Annotated in this window: 22 protein-coding genes and 1 tRNA gene; 15 read left to right on the top strand and 8 right to left on the bottom strand. The window is 58.0% G+C overall.

Annotation, left to right across the window (positions count from 1 at the left end):
* Positions 1-93: 93 nt before the first annotated feature.
* Positions 94-170, bottom strand: a tRNA-Arg gene (locus ACRDD5_RS15645).
* 223 nt (positions 171-393) lie between these two features.
* On the opposite strand from ACRDD5_RS15645, the gene folD reads away from it, so the two are divergent.
* The 5 genes from folD to ACRDD5_RS15620 all read left to right on the top strand — a co-directional run bounded on the left by folD (position 394) and on the right by ACRDD5_RS15620 (position 4,890).
* Entirely contained in the window at positions 394-1,260 is an 867-nt protein-coding gene (gene folD, locus ACRDD5_RS15640; RefSeq protein ID WP_271283386.1) for a bifunctional methylenetetrahydrofolate dehydrogenase/methenyltetrahydrofolate cyclohydrolase FolD, read from the top strand.
* Between the two features lies 1 nt (position 1,261).
* Positions 1,262-1,474: a ribosome-associated protein YbcJ gene (gene ybcJ, locus ACRDD5_RS15635; protein WP_438677256.1), complete on the top strand. Its 213-nt coding sequence runs from the start codon at positions 1,262-1,264 to the stop codon at positions 1,472-1,474.
* A gap of 234 nt (positions 1,475-1,708) precedes the next feature.
* Complete coding sequence (locus ACRDD5_RS15630; RefSeq protein WP_271283384.1) at positions 1,709-3,208, top strand: PTS transporter subunit EIIC; 1,500 nt, start codon at positions 1,709-1,711, stop codon at positions 3,206-3,208.
* Positions 3,209-3,279: 71 nt separating this feature from the next.
* Positions 3,280-4,296, top strand: a complete 1,017-nt coding sequence (gene malI, locus ACRDD5_RS15625; protein ID WP_438677255.1) for a Mal regulon transcriptional regulator MalI — start codon at positions 3,280-3,282, stop codon at positions 4,294-4,296.
* Positions 4,297-4,368: 72 nt separating this feature from the next.
* On the top strand, positions 4,369-4,890 hold the full coding sequence (locus ACRDD5_RS15620) for a metal-dependent hydrolase (RefSeq protein WP_271283382.1): 522 nt from the start codon (positions 4,369-4,371) through the stop codon (positions 4,888-4,890).
* 81 nt (positions 4,891-4,971) lie between these two features.
* Here the strand turns inward: ACRDD5_RS15620 and cysS are convergent, their stop codons facing one another.
* Complete coding sequence (gene cysS / locus ACRDD5_RS15615) at positions 4,972-6,357, bottom strand: cysteine--tRNA ligase (protein ID WP_438677254.1); 1,386 nt, start codon at positions 6,355-6,357, stop codon at positions 4,972-4,974.
* Between the two features lie 297 nt (positions 6,358-6,654).
* On the opposite strand from cysS, the gene ppiB reads away from it, so the two are divergent.
* From ppiB to mnmH, 7 genes are all read left to right on the top strand, one after another.
* Positions 6,655-7,149: a peptidylprolyl isomerase B gene (gene ppiB / locus ACRDD5_RS15610; RefSeq protein WP_271283380.1), complete on the top strand. Its 495-nt coding sequence runs from the start codon at positions 6,655-6,657 to the stop codon at positions 7,147-7,149.
* Positions 7,150-7,152: 3 nt separating this feature from the next.
* Positions 7,153-7,875, top strand: a complete 723-nt coding sequence (gene lpxH, locus ACRDD5_RS15605; RefSeq protein WP_438677253.1) for a UDP-2,3-diacylglucosamine diphosphatase — start codon at positions 7,153-7,155, stop codon at positions 7,873-7,875.
* Positions 7,876-8,017: 142 nt separating this feature from the next.
* Positions 8,018-8,227 carry a YdgH/BhsA/McbA-like domain containing protein gene (locus tag ACRDD5_RS15600; protein ID WP_438677252.1) on the top strand — a complete coding sequence of 70 codons (210 nt, stop codon included), beginning with the start codon at positions 8,018-8,020 and terminating at the stop codon, positions 8,225-8,227.
* A gap of 70 nt (positions 8,228-8,297) precedes the next feature.
* A complete protein-coding gene (locus tag ACRDD5_RS15595) occupies positions 8,298-8,486 on the top strand; it encodes a hypothetical protein (RefSeq protein WP_271283377.1) in 189 nt (62 codons plus the stop codon).
* 172 nt (positions 8,487-8,658) lie between these two features.
* Positions 8,659-9,168: a 5-(carboxyamino)imidazole ribonucleotide mutase gene (purE, locus tag ACRDD5_RS15590; RefSeq protein WP_271283376.1), complete on the top strand. Its 510-nt coding sequence runs from the start codon at positions 8,659-8,661 to the stop codon at positions 9,166-9,168.
* A complete protein-coding gene (purK, locus tag ACRDD5_RS15585; protein WP_438677251.1) occupies positions 9,165-10,232 on the top strand; it encodes a 5-(carboxyamino)imidazole ribonucleotide synthase in 1,068 nt (355 codons plus the stop codon). The genes purE and purK overlap by 4 nt, the downstream gene beginning before the upstream one ends.
* A gap of 74 nt (positions 10,233-10,306) precedes the next feature.
* Complete coding sequence (mnmH, locus tag ACRDD5_RS15580) at positions 10,307-11,377, top strand: tRNA 2-selenouridine(34) synthase MnmH (RefSeq protein WP_438677250.1); 1,071 nt, start codon at positions 10,307-10,309, stop codon at positions 11,375-11,377.
* Positions 11,378-11,381: 4 nt separating this feature from the next.
* Here the strand turns inward: mnmH and ACRDD5_RS15575 are convergent, their stop codons facing one another.
* From ACRDD5_RS15575 to ybbA, 6 genes are all read right to left on the bottom strand, one after another.
* A complete protein-coding gene (locus ACRDD5_RS15575) occupies positions 11,382-12,041 on the bottom strand; it encodes a methionine ABC transporter permease (protein WP_438677249.1) in 660 nt (219 codons plus the stop codon).
* Positions 12,034-13,050, bottom strand: a complete 1,017-nt coding sequence (gene sfbB / locus ACRDD5_RS15570) for a virulence-associated ABC transporter ATP-binding protein SfbB (RefSeq protein WP_438677248.1) — start codon at positions 13,048-13,050, stop codon at positions 12,034-12,036. Before sfbB ends, ACRDD5_RS15575 begins: the two co-directional genes overlap by 8 nt.
* Positions 13,051-13,109: 59 nt before the next feature.
* Entirely contained in the window at positions 13,110-13,943 is an 834-nt protein-coding gene (locus ACRDD5_RS15565; protein WP_438677247.1) for a MetQ/NlpA family ABC transporter substrate-binding protein, read from the bottom strand.
* A 234-nt stretch (positions 13,944-14,177) separates the two neighbouring features.
* Positions 14,178-15,323 carry a porin gene (locus ACRDD5_RS15560; RefSeq protein ID WP_438677246.1) on the bottom strand — a complete coding sequence of 382 codons (1,146 nt, stop codon included), beginning with the start codon at positions 15,321-15,323 and terminating at the stop codon, positions 14,178-14,180.
* A 182-nt stretch (positions 15,324-15,505) separates the two neighbouring features.
* A complete protein-coding gene (gene ybbP / locus ACRDD5_RS15555) occupies positions 15,506-17,920 on the bottom strand; it encodes a putative ABC transporter permease subunit YbbP (protein WP_438677245.1) in 2,415 nt (804 codons plus the stop codon).
* Positions 17,917-18,603 carry a putative ABC transporter ATP-binding protein YbbA gene (gene ybbA, locus ACRDD5_RS15550; protein WP_271283368.1) on the bottom strand — a complete coding sequence of 229 codons (687 nt, stop codon included), beginning with the start codon at positions 18,601-18,603 and terminating at the stop codon, positions 17,917-17,919. The genes ybbP and ybbA overlap by 4 nt, the downstream gene beginning before the upstream one ends.
* Here ybbA and tesA point away from each other — a divergent pair.
* The 3 genes from tesA to ACRDD5_RS15535 all read left to right on the top strand — a co-directional run bounded on the left by tesA (position 18,574) and on the right by ACRDD5_RS15535 (position 20,915).
* Entirely contained in the window at positions 18,574-19,197 is a 624-nt protein-coding gene (gene tesA, locus ACRDD5_RS15545; RefSeq protein WP_271283367.1) for a multifunctional acyl-CoA thioesterase I/protease I/lysophospholipase L1, read from the top strand. The two genes, ybbA and tesA, sit on opposite strands and share 30 nt — an antisense overlap.
* Positions 19,187-19,996, top strand: coding sequence for an SDR family oxidoreductase (locus ACRDD5_RS15540; protein ID WP_271283366.1), 810 nt, complete (start codon positions 19,187-19,189; stop codon positions 19,994-19,996). The genes tesA and ACRDD5_RS15540 overlap by 11 nt, the downstream gene beginning before the upstream one ends.
* Positions 19,997-20,060: 64 nt before the next feature.
* Positions 20,061-20,915, top strand: a complete 855-nt coding sequence (locus ACRDD5_RS15535) for a co-chaperone YbbN (RefSeq protein WP_438677244.1) — start codon at positions 20,061-20,063, stop codon at positions 20,913-20,915.
* The last annotated feature ends 104 nt before the right edge of the window (positions 20,916-21,019 follow it).

Here is a 21,019-nt window from a genome sequence, read left to right as displayed (position 1 = left end):
TGGTGGGTTCGTAGAATAAGCGTGAGGAGTCGCGTCCGGATGAACGTAAACGGGGGTTTTGAGTGTGTGAGTGATGTAATGACTGATGTGAAATGGTACGCCCTGTAGGATTCGAACCTACGACCTACGGCTTAGAAGGCCGTTGCTCTATCCAACTGAGCTAAGGGCGCACTGAAATGCGCGTGCTTCGCGGTGATGAAGCGCGTGGAATTATACGGTCAAAGCGTGATGAGTCAATGCATTTTAGTTCGATCCCCTTTCAATTCATACTGATGTCGGGCGGCCACCGCGTGAAACAGGAAAATCCGCAAAGTGTGACTGACAGCGGCCCTCGCTTCTGACAAAATGTGCGCAATCCCCCTTTCATACCTTACAGACGGAATCTTCTCTCTGATGGCAGCAAAGATTATTGACGGTAAAACGATTGCGCAGCAGGTGCGCTCTGAGGTTGCGGAAAAAGTGAAGGCGCGAACTGCTGCCGGAAAACGTGCCCCTGGGCTGGCCGTTGTGCTGGTCGGCAGCAACCCGGCATCGCAAATTTATGTCGGCAGCAAGCGTAAAGCCTGCGAAGAGGTCGGCTTTCTCTCCCGCTCCTACGATCTGCCGGAAACCACCAGCGAAGCTGAACTGCTCGAGCTGATTGATACCCTGAATGCCGATAAAGAAATCGACGGCATCCTGGTTCAGCTGCCACTGCCTGCGGGTATCGACAACGTGAAAGTACTGGAACGTATCGCTCCAGACAAAGACGTGGACGGTTTCCACCCGTATAACGTCGGTCGTCTGTGCCAGCGTGCACCGCGCCTGCGTCCCTGTACCCCACGTGGTATCGTGACGCTGCTGGAGCGTTATAACATCGACACCTACGGCCTGAACGCCGTGGTGATTGGCGCCTCCAACATCGTTGGTCGCCCGATGAGCATGGAGCTGCTGCTGGCGGGCTGCACCACCACCGTGACCCACCGCTTCACCAAAAACCTGCGTCATCACGTTGAAAACGCCGATCTGCTGATCGTTGCCGTGGGTAAGCCGGGCTTTATTCCGGGCGAGTGGATCAAAGAAGGCGCGATTGTCGTGGACGTAGGCATTAACCGTCTGGAAAACGGCAAAGTGGTCGGCGATGTGGTGTATGAAGATGCCGCCGCGCGCGCATCCTATATCACTCCGGTACCGGGCGGCGTCGGTCCAATGACCGTAGCAACTTTGATTGAGAATACTTTGCAGGCATGCGTTGAATATCACGACGTAGAGGAAGCGTAAGATGACCACATTTTCATTAGGTAAACACCCCCACGTCGAGCTGTGCGATCTGCTGAAGCTCGAAGGCTGGAGCGAAAGCGGTGCGCAGGCGAAGAACTTCATTGCTGACGGTCTGGTCAACGTTGACGGCGCAGTGGAAACCCGCAAGCGTTGCAAAATCGTCGCTGGTCAGACGGTGAGTTTTCAAGGTCAGAGCATTACTGTCGTAGCGTAAACACCGCACCACGCTGTTGCCCTCACCCTCTCCCACCGGGAGAGGGGATCTCAATCCCCCTATACCCATCACGGTTAATTATCGATCGACTTCAAAAAATCACTATTTCGTTTGTTGAAATGTGAAAATTAAGTTGCGCGATTTCTGCACTTTCCTCACGATAAGTAGAACGTTCTACTAAAACGTTCTACTCACTATAACAGCGCTCACAGAGCGCACTCGGGGGAAATCAGCATGAGTCTGATATCAGGATTTGTTAAATCGCTGTCGAAATTATCGATGATTGGTCGCGCCTTGATGCTGCCGATCTCACTGCTTCCTGCCGCAGGCCTGCTGTTGGCCTTCGGTGACAAGTTCCATTTACCGCTGATGATGAATGCGGGCGGGGTTATCTTTGACAACCTGCCAATGCTCTTCGCCATCGGTTCTGCCGTAGGTCTGGCATCGGAATCGGGCATTGCGGCACTCTCTGCGGCGGTATCGGTGTTTATCACCAACATCACCATCGGGACGGTGCTCGGCATCACCCCGGAAATGGCCTCCCAGGGCGGGAAATACGCGATGGTGGTCGGCATTCCGACGCTGCAGATGGGCGTCTTTGGCGGCCTGCTGTGCGGTATTCTCGCCGCATGGTGCTATAACCGCTTCCACACCATGCAGCTGCCGGAATTCCTCGGCTTCTTCTCCGGCAAGCGCTTTGTGGCGATTGCCACTGCATTCCTGTCATTTGTGATGGGTCTGCTGCTGCCGTACGTCTGGCAGCACATCCAGGCCGGTATCGATGCCCTGTCGGTGATCGTCAACGGCGATAACCAGGCGGCCTCAACCTTTATCTTTGGCCTGGTCGAACGCGCGCTGATCCCGCTGGGTCTGCACCATATCTGGTATCCGTCGTTCTGGTACTCGTTTGGGGATTACACCACTCAGGCCGGTCAGGTGATCCACGGCGACCAGACCATCTGGTTCAAAATGCTGGAAGAAGGGGTGAAATCCTTCAGCAGCGATACGTACCAGAATGCCGGTAAGTTCATGCAGGGTGAGTTCCCGCTGATGCTGTTCGCGCTGCCTGCGGCCTGTCTGGCGATGTACCACGAAGCGCACACCAAAAACAAAAAGATCGCCGCCGGTATTCTGTTCTCCGCCGCGCTGACCTGTTTCCTGACCGGCATCACCGAGCCGGTTGAGTTCACCTTTATCTTCGTGGCACCGGTCCTCTACGTCTTCAACGCCATTATGGCGGGCCTGGCGTACATGACCATGTATCTGCTGGATGCGCACATCGCCAAATCCTTCTCGGCGGGCTTTATCGACTACCTGTCGTTTGGCATCCTGCCGTCGTTCAACGGCTACCAGACCAACTTCCTGAATGCGGTGATCATCGGTATTCCAATGGCGCTGATTTACTACTTCACCTTCCGCTTTGTGATCCGTCGCTTCGACGTGAAAACACCGGGCCGCACCGACGTCACCGCCAATGCGAATGACAAAACGGATACCGAAATCGCTACCGAAATTATCGGTCTGCTGGGTGGGGCGCAGAATATCGACTCTGTCGGCTCCTGCATTACCCGACTGCGTCTGGAAGTGGCGAAGAGCAATATGGTCGATAAAGATGGCCTGAACGGGCTGGGGGCACGCGGGGTGGTATTCGTGGGCGACTCCGGCATCCAGGTTATCTTTGGCGCAAGGGCGCAGTTTATCGCCCAGACCATGTCGACGATGATCGGTAAATAATTCAGCCTGATTGACGCGTCTCCTGTACTCTTACGGGGGACGTTGTCTTATCAGGCATTCAGGGAGAAGATGTGAAGAAGGTCAGCATCATAGATGTCGCCAGAGAGTCAGGGGTATCGGTTTCGACCGTCTCGCTGGTACTGCGTCAGAAGGGAAAAATCTCTGAGGCGACAATCGAAAAGGTTCACGCCGCCATCACCGCGCTGGGCTACGTGCATAACGTTGCCGCAGCCAATCTCCGGTCCAACACCTCCAATCTTATCGGCCTGATCCTGCGTGATTTCAGCGACAGCTTTTCCATCAAAGTGATGGCCAGCATCGTCCAGGAGCTGGAGAAGCAAGGTTTTATGGTCTTTCTCGGCCAGCCGCTGAACGACCATGATCACCTGGAGCGCTGCCTGCTCTCCTTTAAGCAGCAGGGCGTCGCCGGAGTGATCTATCTGGCCTCTGATACCCGCACTGCCGCCCTGCCCGCGATGATCCGCCAGTGTGCCCTGCCGCTGGTTGCCGTGTCGCAATCGCTGCTGGATGAAACCTGCAATCTGGTGATGCGCGATAACCGCCAGGCGGCGCATCTTGCCACCCGCTATCTGATTGAGCGCGGCCATCGCAATATTGCCTATATCGGCGGCAGAGAAGGCGACTTAATTCGCGAGCAGCGTCTGCTGGGGTTTCGCAGCGCGATGACGCAAAACGGGCTGGTGTTTCGCGAGGAGTCCGCCCCCGCCTGTAGCGACGATACCCAGGCGGTGAGCTTCGCTGCCCGTCAGCTGCTGGAGAAGAACAACACCATCACCGCCCTGCTCTGCCACTCGCCGGATGCGATGATCGGGTCGATCTCCGGGATCCATCACGTGGGACGCACCGTCGGCAAAGACGTGTTTCTGACCCAACAAGTGGCGCTGGTGGGGTTTGAGGATATGCTTCACGTTAACCTCACCTCGCCGTCGTTTACCTACGTCTCGTCTGCCAGTGAAGAGACCGGGCGGCAGGCAGCCGGGCTGATGATCCGCAAGCTGAAAGAGCCCGAACTGCAAACCCAGCGCATTACCTTGTCCGGGCAGCTGATCGCCCGGGAATCGGCATAATTCAGATTTGTGCCCGACGCAGAGCCCGATCAGGCTCTGCTATATTTCCATGATTTGCCATGGATAACTGCTATGCCTACCATTATCACCCACGCCGCTGTTCCGCTTTGCCTGGGCTTAGGCCTGGGCACCCGCGTTATTCCTCCGCGCCTGCTGTTTGCCGGGATCGTCCTTGCCATGCTGCCGGATGCCGACGTCCTGGCCTTTAAGTTTGGCATCGCCTACGGCAATATTTTTGGTCATCGCGGTTTTACCCACTCACTGCTGTTCGCCTTTGTGGTGCCGGTATTGTGCGTACTGGCGGGCCGACGATGGTTCAGGACCGGGCTGATACGCTGCTGGCTGTTCTTAACGGTTTCGCTGCTGTCGCACAGCCTGCTGGATTCGGTGACGACGGGCGGGAAAGGGGTAGGCTGGCTATGGCCATGGTCGGATGAACGCTTCTTTGCGCCGTGGCAGGTGATCAAGGTTGCCCCGTTTGCCCTGTCGCGCTACATGACGCCTTACGGGCATCAGGTGATTATCTCAGAACTGCTGTGGGTATGGCTGCCGGGGGTTATCGTAATGGGGATGTTGTGGTGGAAACGGCGGTAAAAGCAAAACGGCAACGCAAGTTGCCGTTTTTAGTGTTTGCGCCCTCTACCACGGGGGAGAGGGCAGCAGAGCGCACCAGAATTACTTACGGCGCCAGGTGGTGCCCTGCGGGCCGTCTTCCAGGATAATGCCCATCTCGGTGAGACGATTACGCGCGGCATCGGCTGCGGCCCAGTCTTTCGCCTGACGCGCATCCAGACGCGCTTTAATCAATGCTTCAATCTCTGCCACTTCACCGTCGTCCGCCTGCGCACCGCTCTGCAGGAAGGTTTCCGGCTCCTGCTCCAGCAGGCCCAGCACGCCGGACAGTTTACGCATGTGCGAAGCCAGCGCGTTAGCAGCCGCCATATCTTCACCCTTCAGACGGTTCACTTCACGCGCCATATCGAACAGCGCGGAATACGCTTCCGGGGTGTTGAAATCGTCGTTCATCGCCTCGATAAAGCGGGCTTCAAACGCCTCCCCCCCCGCAGCCGGTACGGATTTATCCGTGCCGCGCAGGGCAGTGTACAGGCGCTCCAGGGCAGAACGTGCCTGCTTGAGGTTCTCTTCGCTGTAGTTCAGCTGGCTACGATAGTGGCCGGACATCAGGAAGTAGCGGATGGTTTCAGCGTCGTAGTATTTCAGCACATCGCGCACGGTAAAGAAGTTGCCCAGCGATTTCGACATCTTTTCGCGGTCAATCATCACCATCCCGGAGTGCATCCAGACGTTCACGTATTCGCCGTCGTGCGCACAGGTGGACTGGGCGATTTCGTTTTCATGGTGCGGGAACATCAGATCTGAACCGCCGCCGTGGATATCGAAGTGGTTACCCAGCTGTTTGCAGTTCATGGCCGAACATTCGATGTGCCAGCCCGGACGCCCTTCGCCCCATGGCGACGGCCAGCTCGGTTCACCGGCTTTCGACATCTTCCACAGCACGAAGTCCATCGGGTTGCGCTTTACGTCCACCACATCCACGCGGGCACCCGCCTGCAGCTGATCCAGATCCTGACGGGAGAGCTGACCGTAATGCGGATCGGTCGGTACGTCGAACATCACATCGCCGTTGTCTGCCACGTAGGCGTGGCCTTTGGCGATCAGCTGCTCGGTGATTTCAATGATTTCCGGGATGTGGTGCGTCGCACGCGGCTCCAGGTCCGGGCGCAGAATGTTCAGCGCGTCAAAATCGCTGTGCATTTCGGCGATCATGCGGTCGACTAAATCGACGAAGTTTTCGCCGTTTTCATTCGCGCGCTTGATAATTTTGTCGTCGATATCGGTGATATTGCGTACATACTTAAGGTTGTACCCGAGGAAACGCAAATAGCGGGAGACCACATCAAACGAGACAAATGTACGCCCATGGCCGATATGACAGAGATCGTAAACGGTAATACCACACACGTACATGCCGACTTCCCCGGCATGAATAGGTTTGAATTCCTCTTTTTGGCGCGTCAGTGTGTTGAAGATTTTTAACATCGAAGATTCCATGTGAGACGTGTGTGGGCGAAAACGGCGTATTCTACACGCAAAATCATTTGAGTTGCATCAAGGCGGCAAGAGAAGAAATCCCCGGGAGCATAGATAACTATGTGACCGGGGTTTCTGAACGCAGCCAACGGTGAGGCAACTTAAAGGATGAAGCGTATACCCGTAATTCAAACCGGAATCAGCACGTAATGCAAGGTGATCGCGCCGGGCGGTTATGCTATAACAAGCGCTTATTGTGGCCCCCCACGGGGTCGAAGCACCACTATAACGGAACAGGATGCAAAAATGGTTACTTTCCACACTAATCATGGCGATATCGTCATCAGCACTTTTGATGATAAAGCGCCTGAAACAGTTAAAAACTTCCTGGACTACTGCCGCGAAGGTTTCTACGACAACACTATCTTCCACCGCGTCATTAACGGCTTTATGATCCAGGGCGGCGGTTTTGAACCTGGTATGAACCAGAAAGAGACCAAAGAGGCTATCAAAAACGAAGCTAACAACGGTCTGAAAAACACCCGCGGTACGCTGGCAATGGCCCGTACTCAGGCACCACACTCAGCAACGGCCCAGTTCTTCATCAACGTGGCTGATAACGACTTCCTGAACTTCTCCGGTGAAAACCTGCAGGGTTGGGGCTACTGCGTATTTGCAGAAGTGACTGACGGTATGGACGTGGTCGAGAAGATCAAAGGCGTGTCCACTGGCCGCAGCGGTATGCATCAGGACGTTCCTAAAGAAGACGTTGTGATCACAAGCGTGACCGTCAGCGAATAATTGGTGGCGACACTCTTTATTGCAGATCTGCATCTGCAAACAGAAGAACCGGCGATCACCGCCGGTTTTCTGCGTTTTTTACAGGGTGAAGCCCGGCACGCCGATGCGCTTTACATCCTGGGGGATCTGTTCGAGGCCTGGATTGGCGACGACGACCCGAACCCGCTGCACCGCGAGATAGCGAGTGCGCTTAAAACCCTGGTCGACTCCGGCGTCCCCTGCTTCTTTATCCACGGTAATCGCGATTTTCTGCTCGGCAAGCGCTACGCCCGCGATTGCGGCATGACCCTGCTGGCTGAAGAGACCGTCCTCGACCTGTACGGTCGCAGAGTGTTGATCATGCATGGCGACACGCTCTGCACCGACGATACCGGCTATCTGGCGTTTCGCGCCAAAGTGCACACCCCCTGGATTCAGACCCTGTTTCTCGCCCTGCCGCTGTTTATCCGCAGCCGAATTGCGGCGAAGATGCGCGCCGGCAGCAAAGCCGCCAACAGCAGCAAATCGATGACCATCATGGACGTCAATCCGCAGGCCGTCGTCAGCGTGATGAAAAAACATCAGGTACAGTGGCTGATCCACGGCCATACCCATCGTCCGGACGTGCACGACCTGACCGTCAACGGCGAGCCCGCTCACCGCGTGGTGTTAGGCGCCTGGCACACCGAAGGCTCGATGATTAAGGTCACGCCCGAAGGCGTGGAACTGATCGCTTTCCCGTTCTGAAATCCTCGCCTGAAATTCATTCAATTATTTTGAATTAAATCCGCAAATTGTTTTGATTTTAATCACACTTCGGTCGGCCTATGATGACTCACATCAGGGCACAACGCCCTACCCCAAACAAAATCGCTTAAGGAATACGACCATGAAATCCATCAAAACTTTCGTTGCAGTTGCCGCTCTGTCTCTGATCTCTTTCGGTTCTTTTGCTCAGAGCGTCAGCGCCACCGCCTCCACCCTTGACCGTGCAGAAGCCAAAATTGCCGCTCAGGCCGCCAGAGAAGGCGCAGCGTACAAAATCACCAGCGCTCAGTTCGCTAACCGCGTGCACATGACCGCTGAACTGACTAAATAATTTGCCCCATTGCCGTGCCGCCAGAGACAAGACCCGCGACAGCGACAATACGATGAAGAAGGAAAAGAGAATGAAAAATATCAGCATCGTCAGCGCCCTGCTGCTGGCCGCCTCACTGTCATCTGGCGCAATGGCTGCAGCGCATCACGTCTCCCCGCAGGAGGCGGGCTCGAATATCGACACGGCACTGCATCAGAATCATATCGATGTGAACCATGCCTTCGACAAAGAGAACCTGACCGCGGGCAATCTCCTGTAAAAAGAGTCAAGCATCCTGTGAAAGACCGCCGAAAGGCGGTCTTTTTCGTTGCCGCTTCAGCCCGACTTTGGCAGAAGTTTTAGCCGCGCAACCGTTTTCCTTGCCTGTGTATCGTGCTATTCTCTGTCACCTCAAAAGCCGAGAATTGTGCCTCACAGGAGTTTTTAGCCGCATGTCTTCCAGCAATAATCCGGCGCGTGTCGCCATCGTGATGGGGTCCAAAAGCGACTGGGCTACCATGCAGTTTGCCACCGAAATCTTCGAAATCCTGCATGTACCACACCACGTTGAAGTGGTCTCCGCACACCGCACCCCCGATAAACTGTTCAGCTTCGCCGAAGGCGCAGAAGAGAACGGCTATCAGGTGATTATTGCCGGCGCCGGCGGTGCCGCGCATCTGCCAGGCATGATTGCGGCCAAAACGCTGGTGCCGGTGCTCGGCGTACCGGTGCAAAGCGCGGCCCTGAGCGGCGTCGACAGCCTTTACTCTATTGTGCAGATGCCGCGCGGTATTCCGGTGGGTACGCTGGCGATTGGTAAAGCGGGAGCCGCAAACGCCGCCCTGCTGGCCGCCCAGATTCTGGCGACTCACGATCAAGAATTGCATCAGCGCCTGGTCGCGTTCCGCGCGGCCCAGACCGACGAGGTACTGGAGAACCCGGACCCGCGAGGTGCGGCATGAAGCAGGTTTGCGTCCTCGGTAACGGTCAGTTAGGCCGCATGCTGCGTCAGGCCGGTGAGCCGCTGGGCATTACCGTCTGGCCGGTCGGGCTGGACGATGAACCCGAATCCGTCCCGTTCCAGCAAAGCGTGATCACCGCCGAGATTGAGCGCTGGCCAGAGACCGCCCTGACCCGCGAGCTGGCACGTCATAACGCCTTCGTTAACCGTGACGTGTTCCCAATTATTGCCGACCGTCTGACGCAAAAGCAGCTGTTCGACGATCTGAAGCTTGCCACCGCCCCGTGGCAATTCCTGGCCGAAAAAAACCAGTGGGCAAGCGTGTTTGAGCATCTGGGTGAACTGGCGATCGTCAAACGTCGCGTTGGTGGCTACGACGGGCGCGGACAGTGGCGTCTGCGTGCCGGTGAAACCGACCAGCTGCCGGACGAATGCTACGGCGAGTGCATCGTTGAGCAGGGCATTAACTTCAGCGGCGAAGTGTCGCTGGTGGGCGCCCGCGCTCACGACGGCAGCACGGTGTTTTATCCCCTGACCCACAACCTGCATCAGGACGGCATTCTGCGCACCAGCGTGGTCTTCCCGCAGGCGGATGCCCGGCAGCAGGCGCAGGCCGAAAGCATGTTGTCGGCCATTATGCAGGAGCTGGGCTATGTCGGCGTGATGGCGATGGAGTGCTTTGTCACCCCGGAAGGCCTGCTGATCAACGAGCTGGCACCGCGCGTGCACAACAGCGGCCACTGGACGCAAAACGGCGCGTCCATTAGCCAGTTTGAGCTGCATCTGCGTGCCATTACTGGCCTGCCGCTGCCGCAGCCGGTGGTCAACAGCCCGTCGGTGATGATCAACCTGATCGGCACCGATCTGAATGACGCCTGGCTGTCGCAGCCGCTGGTGCATCTGCACTGGTACGACAAAGAGGTGCGTTCGGGTCGCAAGGTCGGACACCTGAACCTGAACGACACCGACGTTGCGCGCCTGAGCGCCGCCATCGGGGCCCTCGTTCCCCTGCTGCCAGCGGAATACGCCAGCGGGATTGCCTGGGCGCAGTCGACGCTCCGTTAAGCCTCAGCGCCGGGGAGTTGACCTTCCCCTTCCCCGGCGTAAAATCCAGCCCATCGCTGTTATGAGGGATCCTTATGAACGATGGGACGGACTACCGCGCCATACTTACCGCCGACACGCCGCTAATCGACGTGCGCGCCCCTGTGGAATTTGCTCAGGGCGCGATGCCTGCGGCCATCAACCTGCCGTTAATGAATGACGACGAACGCGCCGCCGTGGGCACCTGCTATAAACGCCAAGGATCAGACGCTGCGCTGGCGCTCGGCCATCGGCTGGTCAATGGCGACACCCGCGCCCAACGGCTGGAGGCGTGGAAAGTGGCCTGCCTGATGCACCCCCAGGGCTACATTAGCTGCGCCCGGGGTGGGCAACGGTCGCATATCGTGCAGGCGTGGCTAAAAGAGACTGGCGTCGATTACCCGCTGATCCGTGGCGGCTATAAAGCGCTGCGTCAGGCGGCGATGCAGGCCACTGTCGAGCAGGCGCAAAAGCCCGCCGTGCTGATTGGCGGCTGTACCGGCAGCGGCAAAACCCTGCTGGTGAAAGCCCATCCTGAGGGCGTTGATCTGGAAGGGCTGGCGCACCATCGCGGCTCGTCGTTTGGCCGCACGCTGACGCCGCAGCTGTCGCAGGCGAGCTTTGAAAATCATCTTGCGGCCGACCTGTTAAAGAAGAACGCCAGCCGCTGGGTTCTGGAAGACGAAGGCCGGATGATTGGCTCTAACCACCTGCCGGCGTGCCTGCGCGAGCGCATGGCGCAGTCGCCGATGGTGGTGGTTGAAGATCCGTTTGAGGTACGGCTGGAAAGGCTGCGCGAGGAGTATTTCGAACAGATGTGGCAGGCGTTTCGCAGCGCGCGTGGCGAAGAGGCGGGCTGGCGTGAGTACGGTGAGTACCTGCACCACGGCCTGTTCGCCATCCGCCGTCGCCTGGGGCTGCAGCGTTTTGCACAATTCACCGCCCTGCTGGACAGCGCGCTCATCGAGCAGCGGCGCACAGGCGGTACCGAGGCGCACTACGCCTGGCTTGCGCCACTGCTCAATGACTATTACGACCCGATGTACCGTTATCAGCTGGAGAAGAAAGCGGACAGCATTGTCTATCGGGGCGCATTTAACGACGTGGCCGCCTGGCTGGCGGCCTGAAAATCTAACGGCGATCGCGCTTATCGGCGCGTTTCGCCAGCCAGTCGCCGAGCACCTGCACGATTTGCACCAGCACAATGAGGGCGATCACCGTCACTACCATCACCTGGGTTTCGTAGCGGTAGTAGCCGTAGCGGATCGCCAGATCCCCTACTCCACCGCCACCGACAATCCCGGCCATCGCCGAATAGCCGATCAGACTTACCAGGGTGATGGTCAGGCCGCGCAACAGCCCGGCGCTCGCCTCCGGCAACAGCACGGTGCAGATAATGCGCATCGGGCTGGCGCCAAAGGCTTCCGCCGCTTCAATAATCCCTTTATCCACTTCGCGCAGGGCACTGTCCACCAGCCGGGCGTAGAACGCAATCGCCGCCACCGACAGCGGCACCGAGGCGGCAATTGGCCCGATGGTGTTGCCCAGCAGGAACTGGGTTAACGGCAGCAACAGCACCAGCAAAATCACAAACGGCACCGAGCGGATGATGTTCACCAGTACGGAGCTGATGAGATAAAAAAATCGGTTTTGCCAGAACAGATGGCGGTCGGTAACGAAGATCAGAAAGCCCAGCGGCAGGCCGCCGAGGACCGCCAGCACCGTTGAGATGCCGAGCATCTGGAAGGTTTCGTTAAACGCCAGACTGAGATCGAGCAGTAAATCATCCACGGATCACCTCCACCTGAGCGGTACGGCTGCGAATATGTTCCACGGCTGAGGCCACGGCAGGCGGATTGTCTGGCGCAGTGAGTTGCACCACCAGAATGCCCAGCGCACGTTCGCCGATGTACTCGATTTTGCCGTGCAGGATATTCACCGCCACGCCAAACTTCACCGCCACTTCTGAGAGCACCGGCTGTTCGGCGGAGTCGCCGATAAACAGGATCTTCAGCAACTGCCCCGGCAGATGCTGCTGCAGGCGCTCCGGTAGAGTCAGGTTCAGGGTGTGCGACACCAGCTGTCGGGTAAACGGATGCTGCGGATGAGCAAAGACATCAAACACCTCGCCCAGCTCGACCACTTCGCCGCCGGACATCACCGCCACGCGATCGCAGATCGATTTGATCACGTTCATCTCGTGGGTGATCAGCACGATGGTGATCCCCATCTGGGCGTTGATCTGCTTTAGCAGCGCCAGAATGGTGGCGGAGGTTTCCAGATCCAGCGCCGAGGTCGGTTCATCGCAAAGTAACACATCGGGATGGTTGGCAATGGCGCGGGCAATGCCGACGCGCTGCTTCTGCCCGCCGCTGAGCTGCACCGGATAGCGGTTGGCTTTATCGCTCAGTCCCACCAGGGTGAGGATCTCGCTGACGCGCGGGGCGATTTTGCTGCGCTCCCAGCCTGCGGCTTTCAGGCTGAAGGCCACGTTCTGCGCCACGGTGCGGGTGTGCATTAGGTTGAAATGTTGAAAAATCATGCCGATACGCTGGCGTGCCTGGCGCAGATTTGCGCCTTCAAGGGCGGAGATTTCCACGCCGTTGACCTTCACACTCCCCGACGCCGGACGCTGGAGCGCATTGAGGGTGCGCAGCAGGGTGCTCTTGCCTGCGCCGCTGGTGCCGACAATGCCAAAAATTTCGCCCGCGGCGATGCGCAGGCTGACGTCTGACACCGCCCGGGTGGCGGGGCCGCGTCCGGTCTGGAAATCAACGCAGACCTTATCTAACTCAATCATGACTACCTCAGAAATACGAAAAGGGCAGCCGCTGCTGCCCTGGTGTCTGCCCATAGCTATCAGGGTTTGGCGGCCGTCATCCAGTCTGGTTTCTGGAACGATTTATAGACATTTTTCGGGTCGTCGATCGCCGCGCGATAGGCCGGAGACTGCACCACCGTCACAATATCTTTGGCAAACGGCTTGTCCGCATCTTCCGTGCGTACCGCAATGATATTTTTCAGGTTCTCGTCCAGCTGTTCCTGGGCAAGGGCACTAGAGAGATCCAGCCCGGCGGCAATGGCGAAGTTGCCGTTAACCAGCGAGGCGGTGACGCTGTCCAGGGTGCGCGGCAGCTGGGCCGCTTCCAGCGGTTTGAACACCAGCCCTTTCGGGTTGCTGGCAATATCGCGCTCAGAGGCTTTGGTTGGGTCGATATTCTCTTTGATGGTAATCAGCTTCAGCGAGGCGAGGAAACGCAGCCCGCGCGCAAGGTTGGTCGGATCGTTCGAAAGGGTAACGATATCGCCTTTTTTCAGCTCATCGAGGCTCTTCACCTGGCGGGAGTAAAAACCCATCCCGGCGGTCGGCACGGCCAGCAATTTGGTGAGTTGCAGATTTTTATCGGCGGTGAATTTGGTTAAATAGAGCGAGTGCTGGAACAGGTTGGCGTCGATGCTACCGTTCGCCAGCGCCATATTGGGCTGCACGTAGTCGCTAAATTCGCGCACTACCACTTTGTAGCCTTTCTCTTTCAGCGACGGGGCAATGGCCTGCTTAACCATGTCACCGTACGGGCCCGGCGCAACGCCGAAGACGATAGTGTGTGGATCGCTGTTAGCGTGGGCAGCCTGCAAACCGCAGACCAGCAAAAGCGCACCGGCGGCAGCGCGAAGGGTGTGACGTAATCCCATGAGATCTCCATTTCAAAGCGGTGATGCGTGATGTGGGTGCGCCGTACGATGCGGCGCAGTTGCCGTTAACATGACACAGATCACAGGCCACGTCCTTGAAATTATTTCATGATGTTGCGAATTATGTCGTTGAATGTACAGGAGATGGGTTATGCGATTTTTGGGATTGTTTTCCCGGCGGGGTCGACTGTAGCCCCGGTGAACAATGCGTCACCGGGGACAAACCGCGCAGACTTAGAAGTCGTAACGCAGACGGACCAGGTTCATGTCGCCCAGATCGTCGGTGCTGGAGGTGAACACGTGCTCGTAGTCAACGCGGAAACCGTAATCCAGCTGGAAGCTGATACCCACGCCATTGTCGATACGCTGGTAGTTGCGACCGTTCATGGTCTCGATGCGATCGCCCATAAAGTAAGGCTGGATGGATTTCAGCGCATACTGCTCAACCGGGAAGGTGTAACCCGCGAAGTACTCGATACCCCACGCATCACCGGCGAAGTAGTCATTTACTGACGCTTTTTTGCTGGTCATAAAGTTCTGATACCAGCCGCCGCCTGCAGAGAAGGTCCAGTTGTCTGGTTTCCAGCTCAGGGCGGTGCCGAGGATATTCTGATCGTAAGATTTGCTGTCGCCGTTGTTCGGGTTACGCATGTCTGCGCGGGTGTAGTTCCACGCCGTACCCCAGGTCAGATCCTGGGTCAGGTGGTAGTTCACGCCCAGCGAACCGCCGCCTTTACGCTTGTAGCGCATCCCGTCTTTCGCCAGGAATTCGCTGTCTTCGAACAGGTAAGAGGCATACAGATCGGCATCACCCACGGTTTTTTTGTATTTCAGCATCTGGCGTGAACGGTACGAGCCGTCGTAGTCGCCGTTGATGCCGTTACCCGGTGCCTGGCCGATCATGTCGTAATCCCAGATATCGGTTTTCGCGCCCACCACGTCGTAATAGACGCTGTTCTGCTGGCCGAAGGTCAGGGTGCCCCAGGTGTCGCTTTTCAGGCCGGTGTAGAGCATACGACGGGAGGTGTCGTGTGCGCCTTCAGCATAGTGGTGATCCCAGTTGAACTGGGCCGGAATGTTCACACCCAGCTCGTAGTAACTCACCCAGCTGATGTCATCAAACAGGTAGTAGTCCGCCGCGAAACGGAAGCGGGTGCCGCCGTCAAAGCCGTTACGCTTGTAGCTGTTTTGGCCGTCATTGCCGGTCATGTTCTGGAACTGAGGACGAATACTGCCGCCAACGGTGAAATTCAGACGGCTCAGCGGGTTACCCGCCTGCGGATCTTGTTTCAAAACGGTGATTTCTGCCTGGGATGCAAAAGACGTCAATGCCACTGCCGCGCCGATCGCAACCGCCAGCGCTGTTTTATTTATGGTCATTATTATTCCTTGATAGACACACTGCTATTTATTTAGCGGGTGAATGTTACCCGGAATTTATTGACCCGTGTTGTCCGGTTTTTAATGATTTGTGCCACTAAAATTCAAGGAGTTATCTTTTTATGCTACTTAAGTATCACGCGCCGGTATAAAAACCGGCACGTGATGATGACGGAAGGGAATTAACCGGCGAACTGGCGGAACAGGGCTTTGCCTTTCAGTAAACGCGCGCCCAGCCAGCCGCCGCACAGGGAGAGCATCACCGCCCCACACAGCGGCAGGATCACCCACAGTCGCCAGTCAGGCTCCCACGGGAAATCAAACACCCGGGTTTGCAGCACCGCCAGCGCGGTTTCCGCCCCGATGGCTGCCACCAGTCCGGCCACCAGCCCCAGCAGCGCAAACTCACTCCAGAGGGTTGTACGCAGCAGCTTTTTACCCGCGCCCAGCGTGCGATAGACCACCAGCTCCTGATGGCGCTGGCGCATACCCACCTGCACCTGGGCCAGCAGCAGCAGGACGCCGCAAATCGTCACCAGCACCACCATCACCTCCAGCGCCCGGCTAACCTGCTCGAGCACCTGGCCGACCTGTTTAAGGATCGCCCCGATATCCAGCAGGCTGATGGTCGGGAACTCACGGTTGAGCTGAGTAAGCATGCCGTTGCCGTTCTCCCAGCGGAAGCTGGTCAGCCAGCTCTGGGGCTGCCCATCCAGCGCCCCGGAGGGGAAGATAAAGAAAAAGTTAGGCCGCAGGCTCTCCCAGTCCACTTTACGCAGGCTGGTCACTTTGGCGCTAAAGTCCTGGGTATCCCCGGTAAAGGTCACCGTATCCCCCAGCCCGACGTTAAGCCGTGCCGCCAGCCCTTCTTCCATCGACACTTCGCCCGCTTTTGGCGGCCAGCTACCGGCGGTAATCGGATTATGGTCTGGACGTTGATCCTGCCAGGTGAGGTTCAGCTCGCGGTTCAGCGATTCATCTTTGTTGCCCTCGGTCGAGTGACCGTTAATCTGGGTCAGACGCGCCCGCACAATCGGGTAGAACGCCGCAGGCACAATCTGATGCTCGGAGAGGAACCCTTTTAACGGCGTGACCTGCTCCGGGGCGATGTTAATCAGAAAATAGTTCGGGCTTTCAGCCGGGAGCTGCTGTTGCCAGCGATCCAGTAGATCGCCGCGCAGCACCAGCAGCAGCGCCAGCAGCATAAACGACAGCGAAAACGCCGACAGCTGGCTGAGGGTCGACCACGGCTGACGCAGCAGGCGGTTCACCGCCAGCCGCACCGGCAGCGATTTTACCGTCAGCCCGCGCAGGACGCTGAGCAACATCCAGCCCAGCACGCCGCACAGCAGCGCCAGCACCACTGCGCCTGCCAGCACCGCCCACAGCAGCATGCTGCCGCCCATCAGCCAGGCCAACAGCGCCACCACCACGACAACAATGACCGGCAGGTACACTTTCAGCGGCCAGACGCTGGCCACCACGTCCCGGCGCAGCACCCGCAGCGGCTGCGTGGCCAGCAGCAGGCGATACGGACGCAGCCCCACCAGCAGGGAAATCACCGTCATCGCGCCAATTGCCCACAGCCACGGCCACAGACTGGCAGGCGGCAGTGCGGCGGGCAGTACCGGTTTAAGCAGCACCATCAGCACCTTTTCAAACAGCAGCCCCATCGCTCCGCCAGTGATGGCAGAGAGCCCGAGCACCATCAGCCACTGGCCAACAATCAGCTTGCGCAGCTGCGCCCTGCCCGCCCCCAGCGTTTTGAGGATCGCCACCAGGTCGTAGCGACTGCGGCAGTAGTGGCTCATGGCCACCGCCACCGCAGCGACCGCCAGCAGCAGGGTCAACAGCGCGGACAACAGCAGGAACTGTTGGGAGCGCTCCAGGGATTTGCCCAGCGCGCCGTCCTCCTGCTCCATCCCGGACCAGCGATGCTCCGGTTTCAGCTGCGGCAGCAGCCATTTTTCGTACGACGCCAGTTGAACGGGCGTGCCGCCAAATTTATAGCGCCAGGTGACGCGGCTGCCGGGCTGTACCGCCCCGGTCTTCGCCACGTCGGCGGTGTTCATCAGCAGGCGCGGCGCCATCTGGAAGGGGTTAAAGCCGGAATCGGGCTCCTGCACCACTTCTCCGGCGATTTTAAGCGTCGCATCCCCGACGTCGATGCTGTCGCCGGTTTTCAGGTTCAGCAGCGCCATCAGGCGCGAGGCCAGCAGCACCGTCCCTGGAGCCGGTTTCAGACCCGGCGGGTTGGTCTGTAAATCGCCGTACATCGGGTAGACATTGTCTACCGCCTTCACGCTCGCCAGCTGCGGCGTGTCCCGGGCAAAGGTCATGGTCTGGAAAATGAGTTGATCGCTGACCTTCAGCCCCTGTTTTTGCGCCTCATCCAGCCACGCCTGCGGCACCTCGCGCGAGCTACGCAGGGTCCGGTCTCCCGCCATAAATTCGCGGCTTTGCTGGCTGAGCCCCTTTTCCATCCGATCGCTGACGCTGCCGAGCGCCAGCACGCAGGCCACCGCCAGGCTTAACGCCAGCCAGACGATCAGCAGCGAGGGCGAGCGCCATTCGCGCCAGAACCAGCGGGCAATCATGCTTCCTCCTGCAACAGACCGTTCACCAGCCGCAGACGGCGATCGCAGCGGGCCGCCAGCTGAGGATCGTGCGTGACGAGGATAAGCGTGGTGCCGTTCTCGCGATTGAGCGAGAACAGTAGATCGGCAATTTTGTCCCCGGTCTGGCGATCGAGGTTGCCGGTGGGTTCATCGGCAAACAGCACGTCCGGGCGACCGTTAAAGGCACGGGCCAGCGCCACGCGCTGCTGCTCGCCACCGGACAGCTGCGCCGGAAGATGATCGAGACGTTTGCCCAGCCCCAGCTGCTCCAGCAGCGCTTTCGCCCCGGCGCGGCTCTGGGTGGTATTCTCGCCGCGCAGCAGACCCGGCAGCTCGACGTTCTCCAGCGCATTAAGGGTCGGAATCAGCATAAATGACTGGAAAACAAAGCCGATGTGTTTTGCACGCAGGGCGGCACGCGCCTCTTCATCACGGCTGTGCAGCGGCTGCCCGACCAGATTGACTTCACCGCTGCTGCCGTCGTCCAGCCCCGCGAGGATCGCCAGCAGCGTCGACTTACCGGAGCCCGATTCACCAATCAGCGCGATGCTTTGCCCGCGTTTGACAATGAGTTCAACTCCGGTAAGGATGGAAAGCTCGTGCTCCCCCTGACCCACGGACTTCTTAAGACGATGAACTTCAACAATGTTTTCCGCTGGCATTTGCCCTTCCTGTTTTTGATTCTGATGACATGTCGCGCCGCGGCGGCAGACACGATATTAATTCTGGGTGACAGCCTCAGCGCAGGCTACCGGATGGCGGCCAGTGCCGCCTGGCCCGCGCTGCTGAACGATAAATGGCAGACTAAAACGCCGGTGATCAACGGCAGCATCAGCGGCGATACTTCCCAGCAGGGGCTTTCTCGCCTGCCGGCATTGCTTAAGCAGCATCAACCGCGCTGGGTGCTGGTGGAGCTCGGCGGCAACGATGGCCTGCGCGGATTCCAGCCACAGCAGACGGAGCAAACCCTGCGCAAAATTCTGCAGGATATTCGCGCCGCGAATGCCCAGCCGCTGCTGATGCAAATTCGACTCCCGGCAAACTATGGCCGTCGGTATAATGAAGCCTTCAGTGCGATATATCCCAAACTTGCCAAAGAGTTTGATATTCCGCTGCTGCCCTTTTTTATGGAAGAGGTCTACCTGAAGCCGCAGTGGATGCAGGACGACGGTATTCACCCCAATCGGGACGCACAGCCGTTTATCGCCGACTGGATGGCGACCCGGCTGGCACCCTTAGTTAAACATGACTCGTAATTCAGCGGAGATTCTGACAGGTAAAGTTATGCAAAAATCGGTCTTAATAACAGGATGTTCCAGTGGGATTGGCTTTGAAAGCGCCCTTGAGTTGAAGCGTCAGGGATTCTGGGTGCTGGCCGCCTGTCGTAAACCCGACGACGTTGAACGAATGAACAACATGGGGTTTACCGGCGTGCTGCTGGATCTGGATTGCCCGGACAGCATTGATCGCGCCGCCGACGCGGTGATCGCCCTGACCGATAATCGGCTGTATGGTCTGTTCAACAATGCCGGTTTCGGCGTGTATGGCCCGCTGCAAACCCTTTCTCGCCAGCAGCTTGAGCAGCAGTTTTCGGCTAACTTTTTTGGCATCCACCAGCTGACCATGCGCCTCCTGCCCGCCATGCTGCCGCACGGTGAAGGACGGATCGTGATGACCTCCTCGGTGATGGGGCTGATTTCTACCCCCGGTCGCGGAGCCTATGCCGCCAGCAAATACGCGCTGGAGGCCTGGTCAGATGCGCTGCGTATGGAGCTGCGCCACAGCGGTATAAAAGTGAGCCTGATTGAGCCAGGCCCGATCCGCACCCGCTTTACTGAAAACGTCAATCAAACCCAGGCCGACAAGCCGGTGGAGAATCCGGGAATTGCCGCACGTTTTACCCTCGGTCCGGAGGCGGTTGTCGTCAAAGTGCGCCATGCTTTTGAGAGCAAAAATCCCAAAATGCGTTATCCGGTCACGCTGGTGACCCATGCCGTCGGTCTGCTGAAGCGCCTGCTGCCTGGCCGGATGATGGACAAAATTTTACAGGGCTGAGTTGAAGCCACGCGCCACGCCCCCATGTATACCCTAAATAAAAACTCATAACCGGGATAGCCGCATGTCCGTACAGAATATTGTCAACATTACCGAAGCAAACCTGCAGCAGACGCTTGAACAGTCGATGATCAAACCGGTGCTGTTCTATTTCTGGTCTGAGCGTAGTCAGCACTGTCTGGAGCTGACGCCGGTGCTGGAAAAACTTGCGGCGCAGTACAACGGTCAGTTCATTCTGGCAAAACTGGACTGCGACGCCGAGCAGATGATCGCCTCCCAGTTTGGCCTGCGCGCCATTCCAACAGTGTATCTGTTCCAGAATGGTCAGCCGGTTGATGGCTTCCAGGGGCCACAGCCAGAAGAGGCGATCCGCGCCCTGCTGGATAAAGTGCTGCCGCGTGAAGAAGAGCTGAAAGCGCAGCAGGCGATGGAATTTATCGCCGAAGGCAAACATGAAGATGCCCTGCCGCTGCTGAAAGAGGCCTGGCAGTTGTCCGCTCAGGACAGTCAGATCGGCTTACTGCTGGCAGAAACGCTGATTACATTAAAGCGTTCCGAAGACGCTGAAGGGGTGCTGAAAACCATCCCGCTGCAGGATCAAGACACCCGCTACCAGGGTCTGGTGGCGCAGATTGAACTGCTGAAGCAGGCCGCCGATACGCCGGAAATCCAACAGCTGCAGCAGCACGTTGCCGCCAACCCTGCCGACGCGACGCTGGCCAGCCAGCTGGCTCTGCAGCTGCACCAGGTCGGTCGCAATGAAGAAGCGCTGGACCTGCTGTTCAGCCACCTGAAAACAGATCTGGCGGCCGCCGACGGCCAGGCGCGTAAAATGTTCCAGGAGATCCTTGCCGCACTCGGCACCGGCGATTCTCTGGCATCAACTTACCGTCGCAAGCTGTACGCCCTGCTGTACTGATCCGGTTACTGCCCCGCAGCCCTGCTAATTTTAGCGGGGCTTTTTTACGTCCAACGCCCGTGTGCGCCGTTGATTCGGCGCGAATTTTGCGCTGTTTACCGATA

This window comes from Silvania sp., from assembly GCF_051656365.1.
Taxonomy (GTDB): domain Bacteria; phylum Pseudomonadota; class Gammaproteobacteria; order Enterobacterales; family Enterobacteriaceae; genus Enterobacter; species Enterobacter hatchlandensis.
Note: the sequence above shows the minus strand (reverse complement) of the source record. Positions and strands in the feature narration are given on the sequence as shown.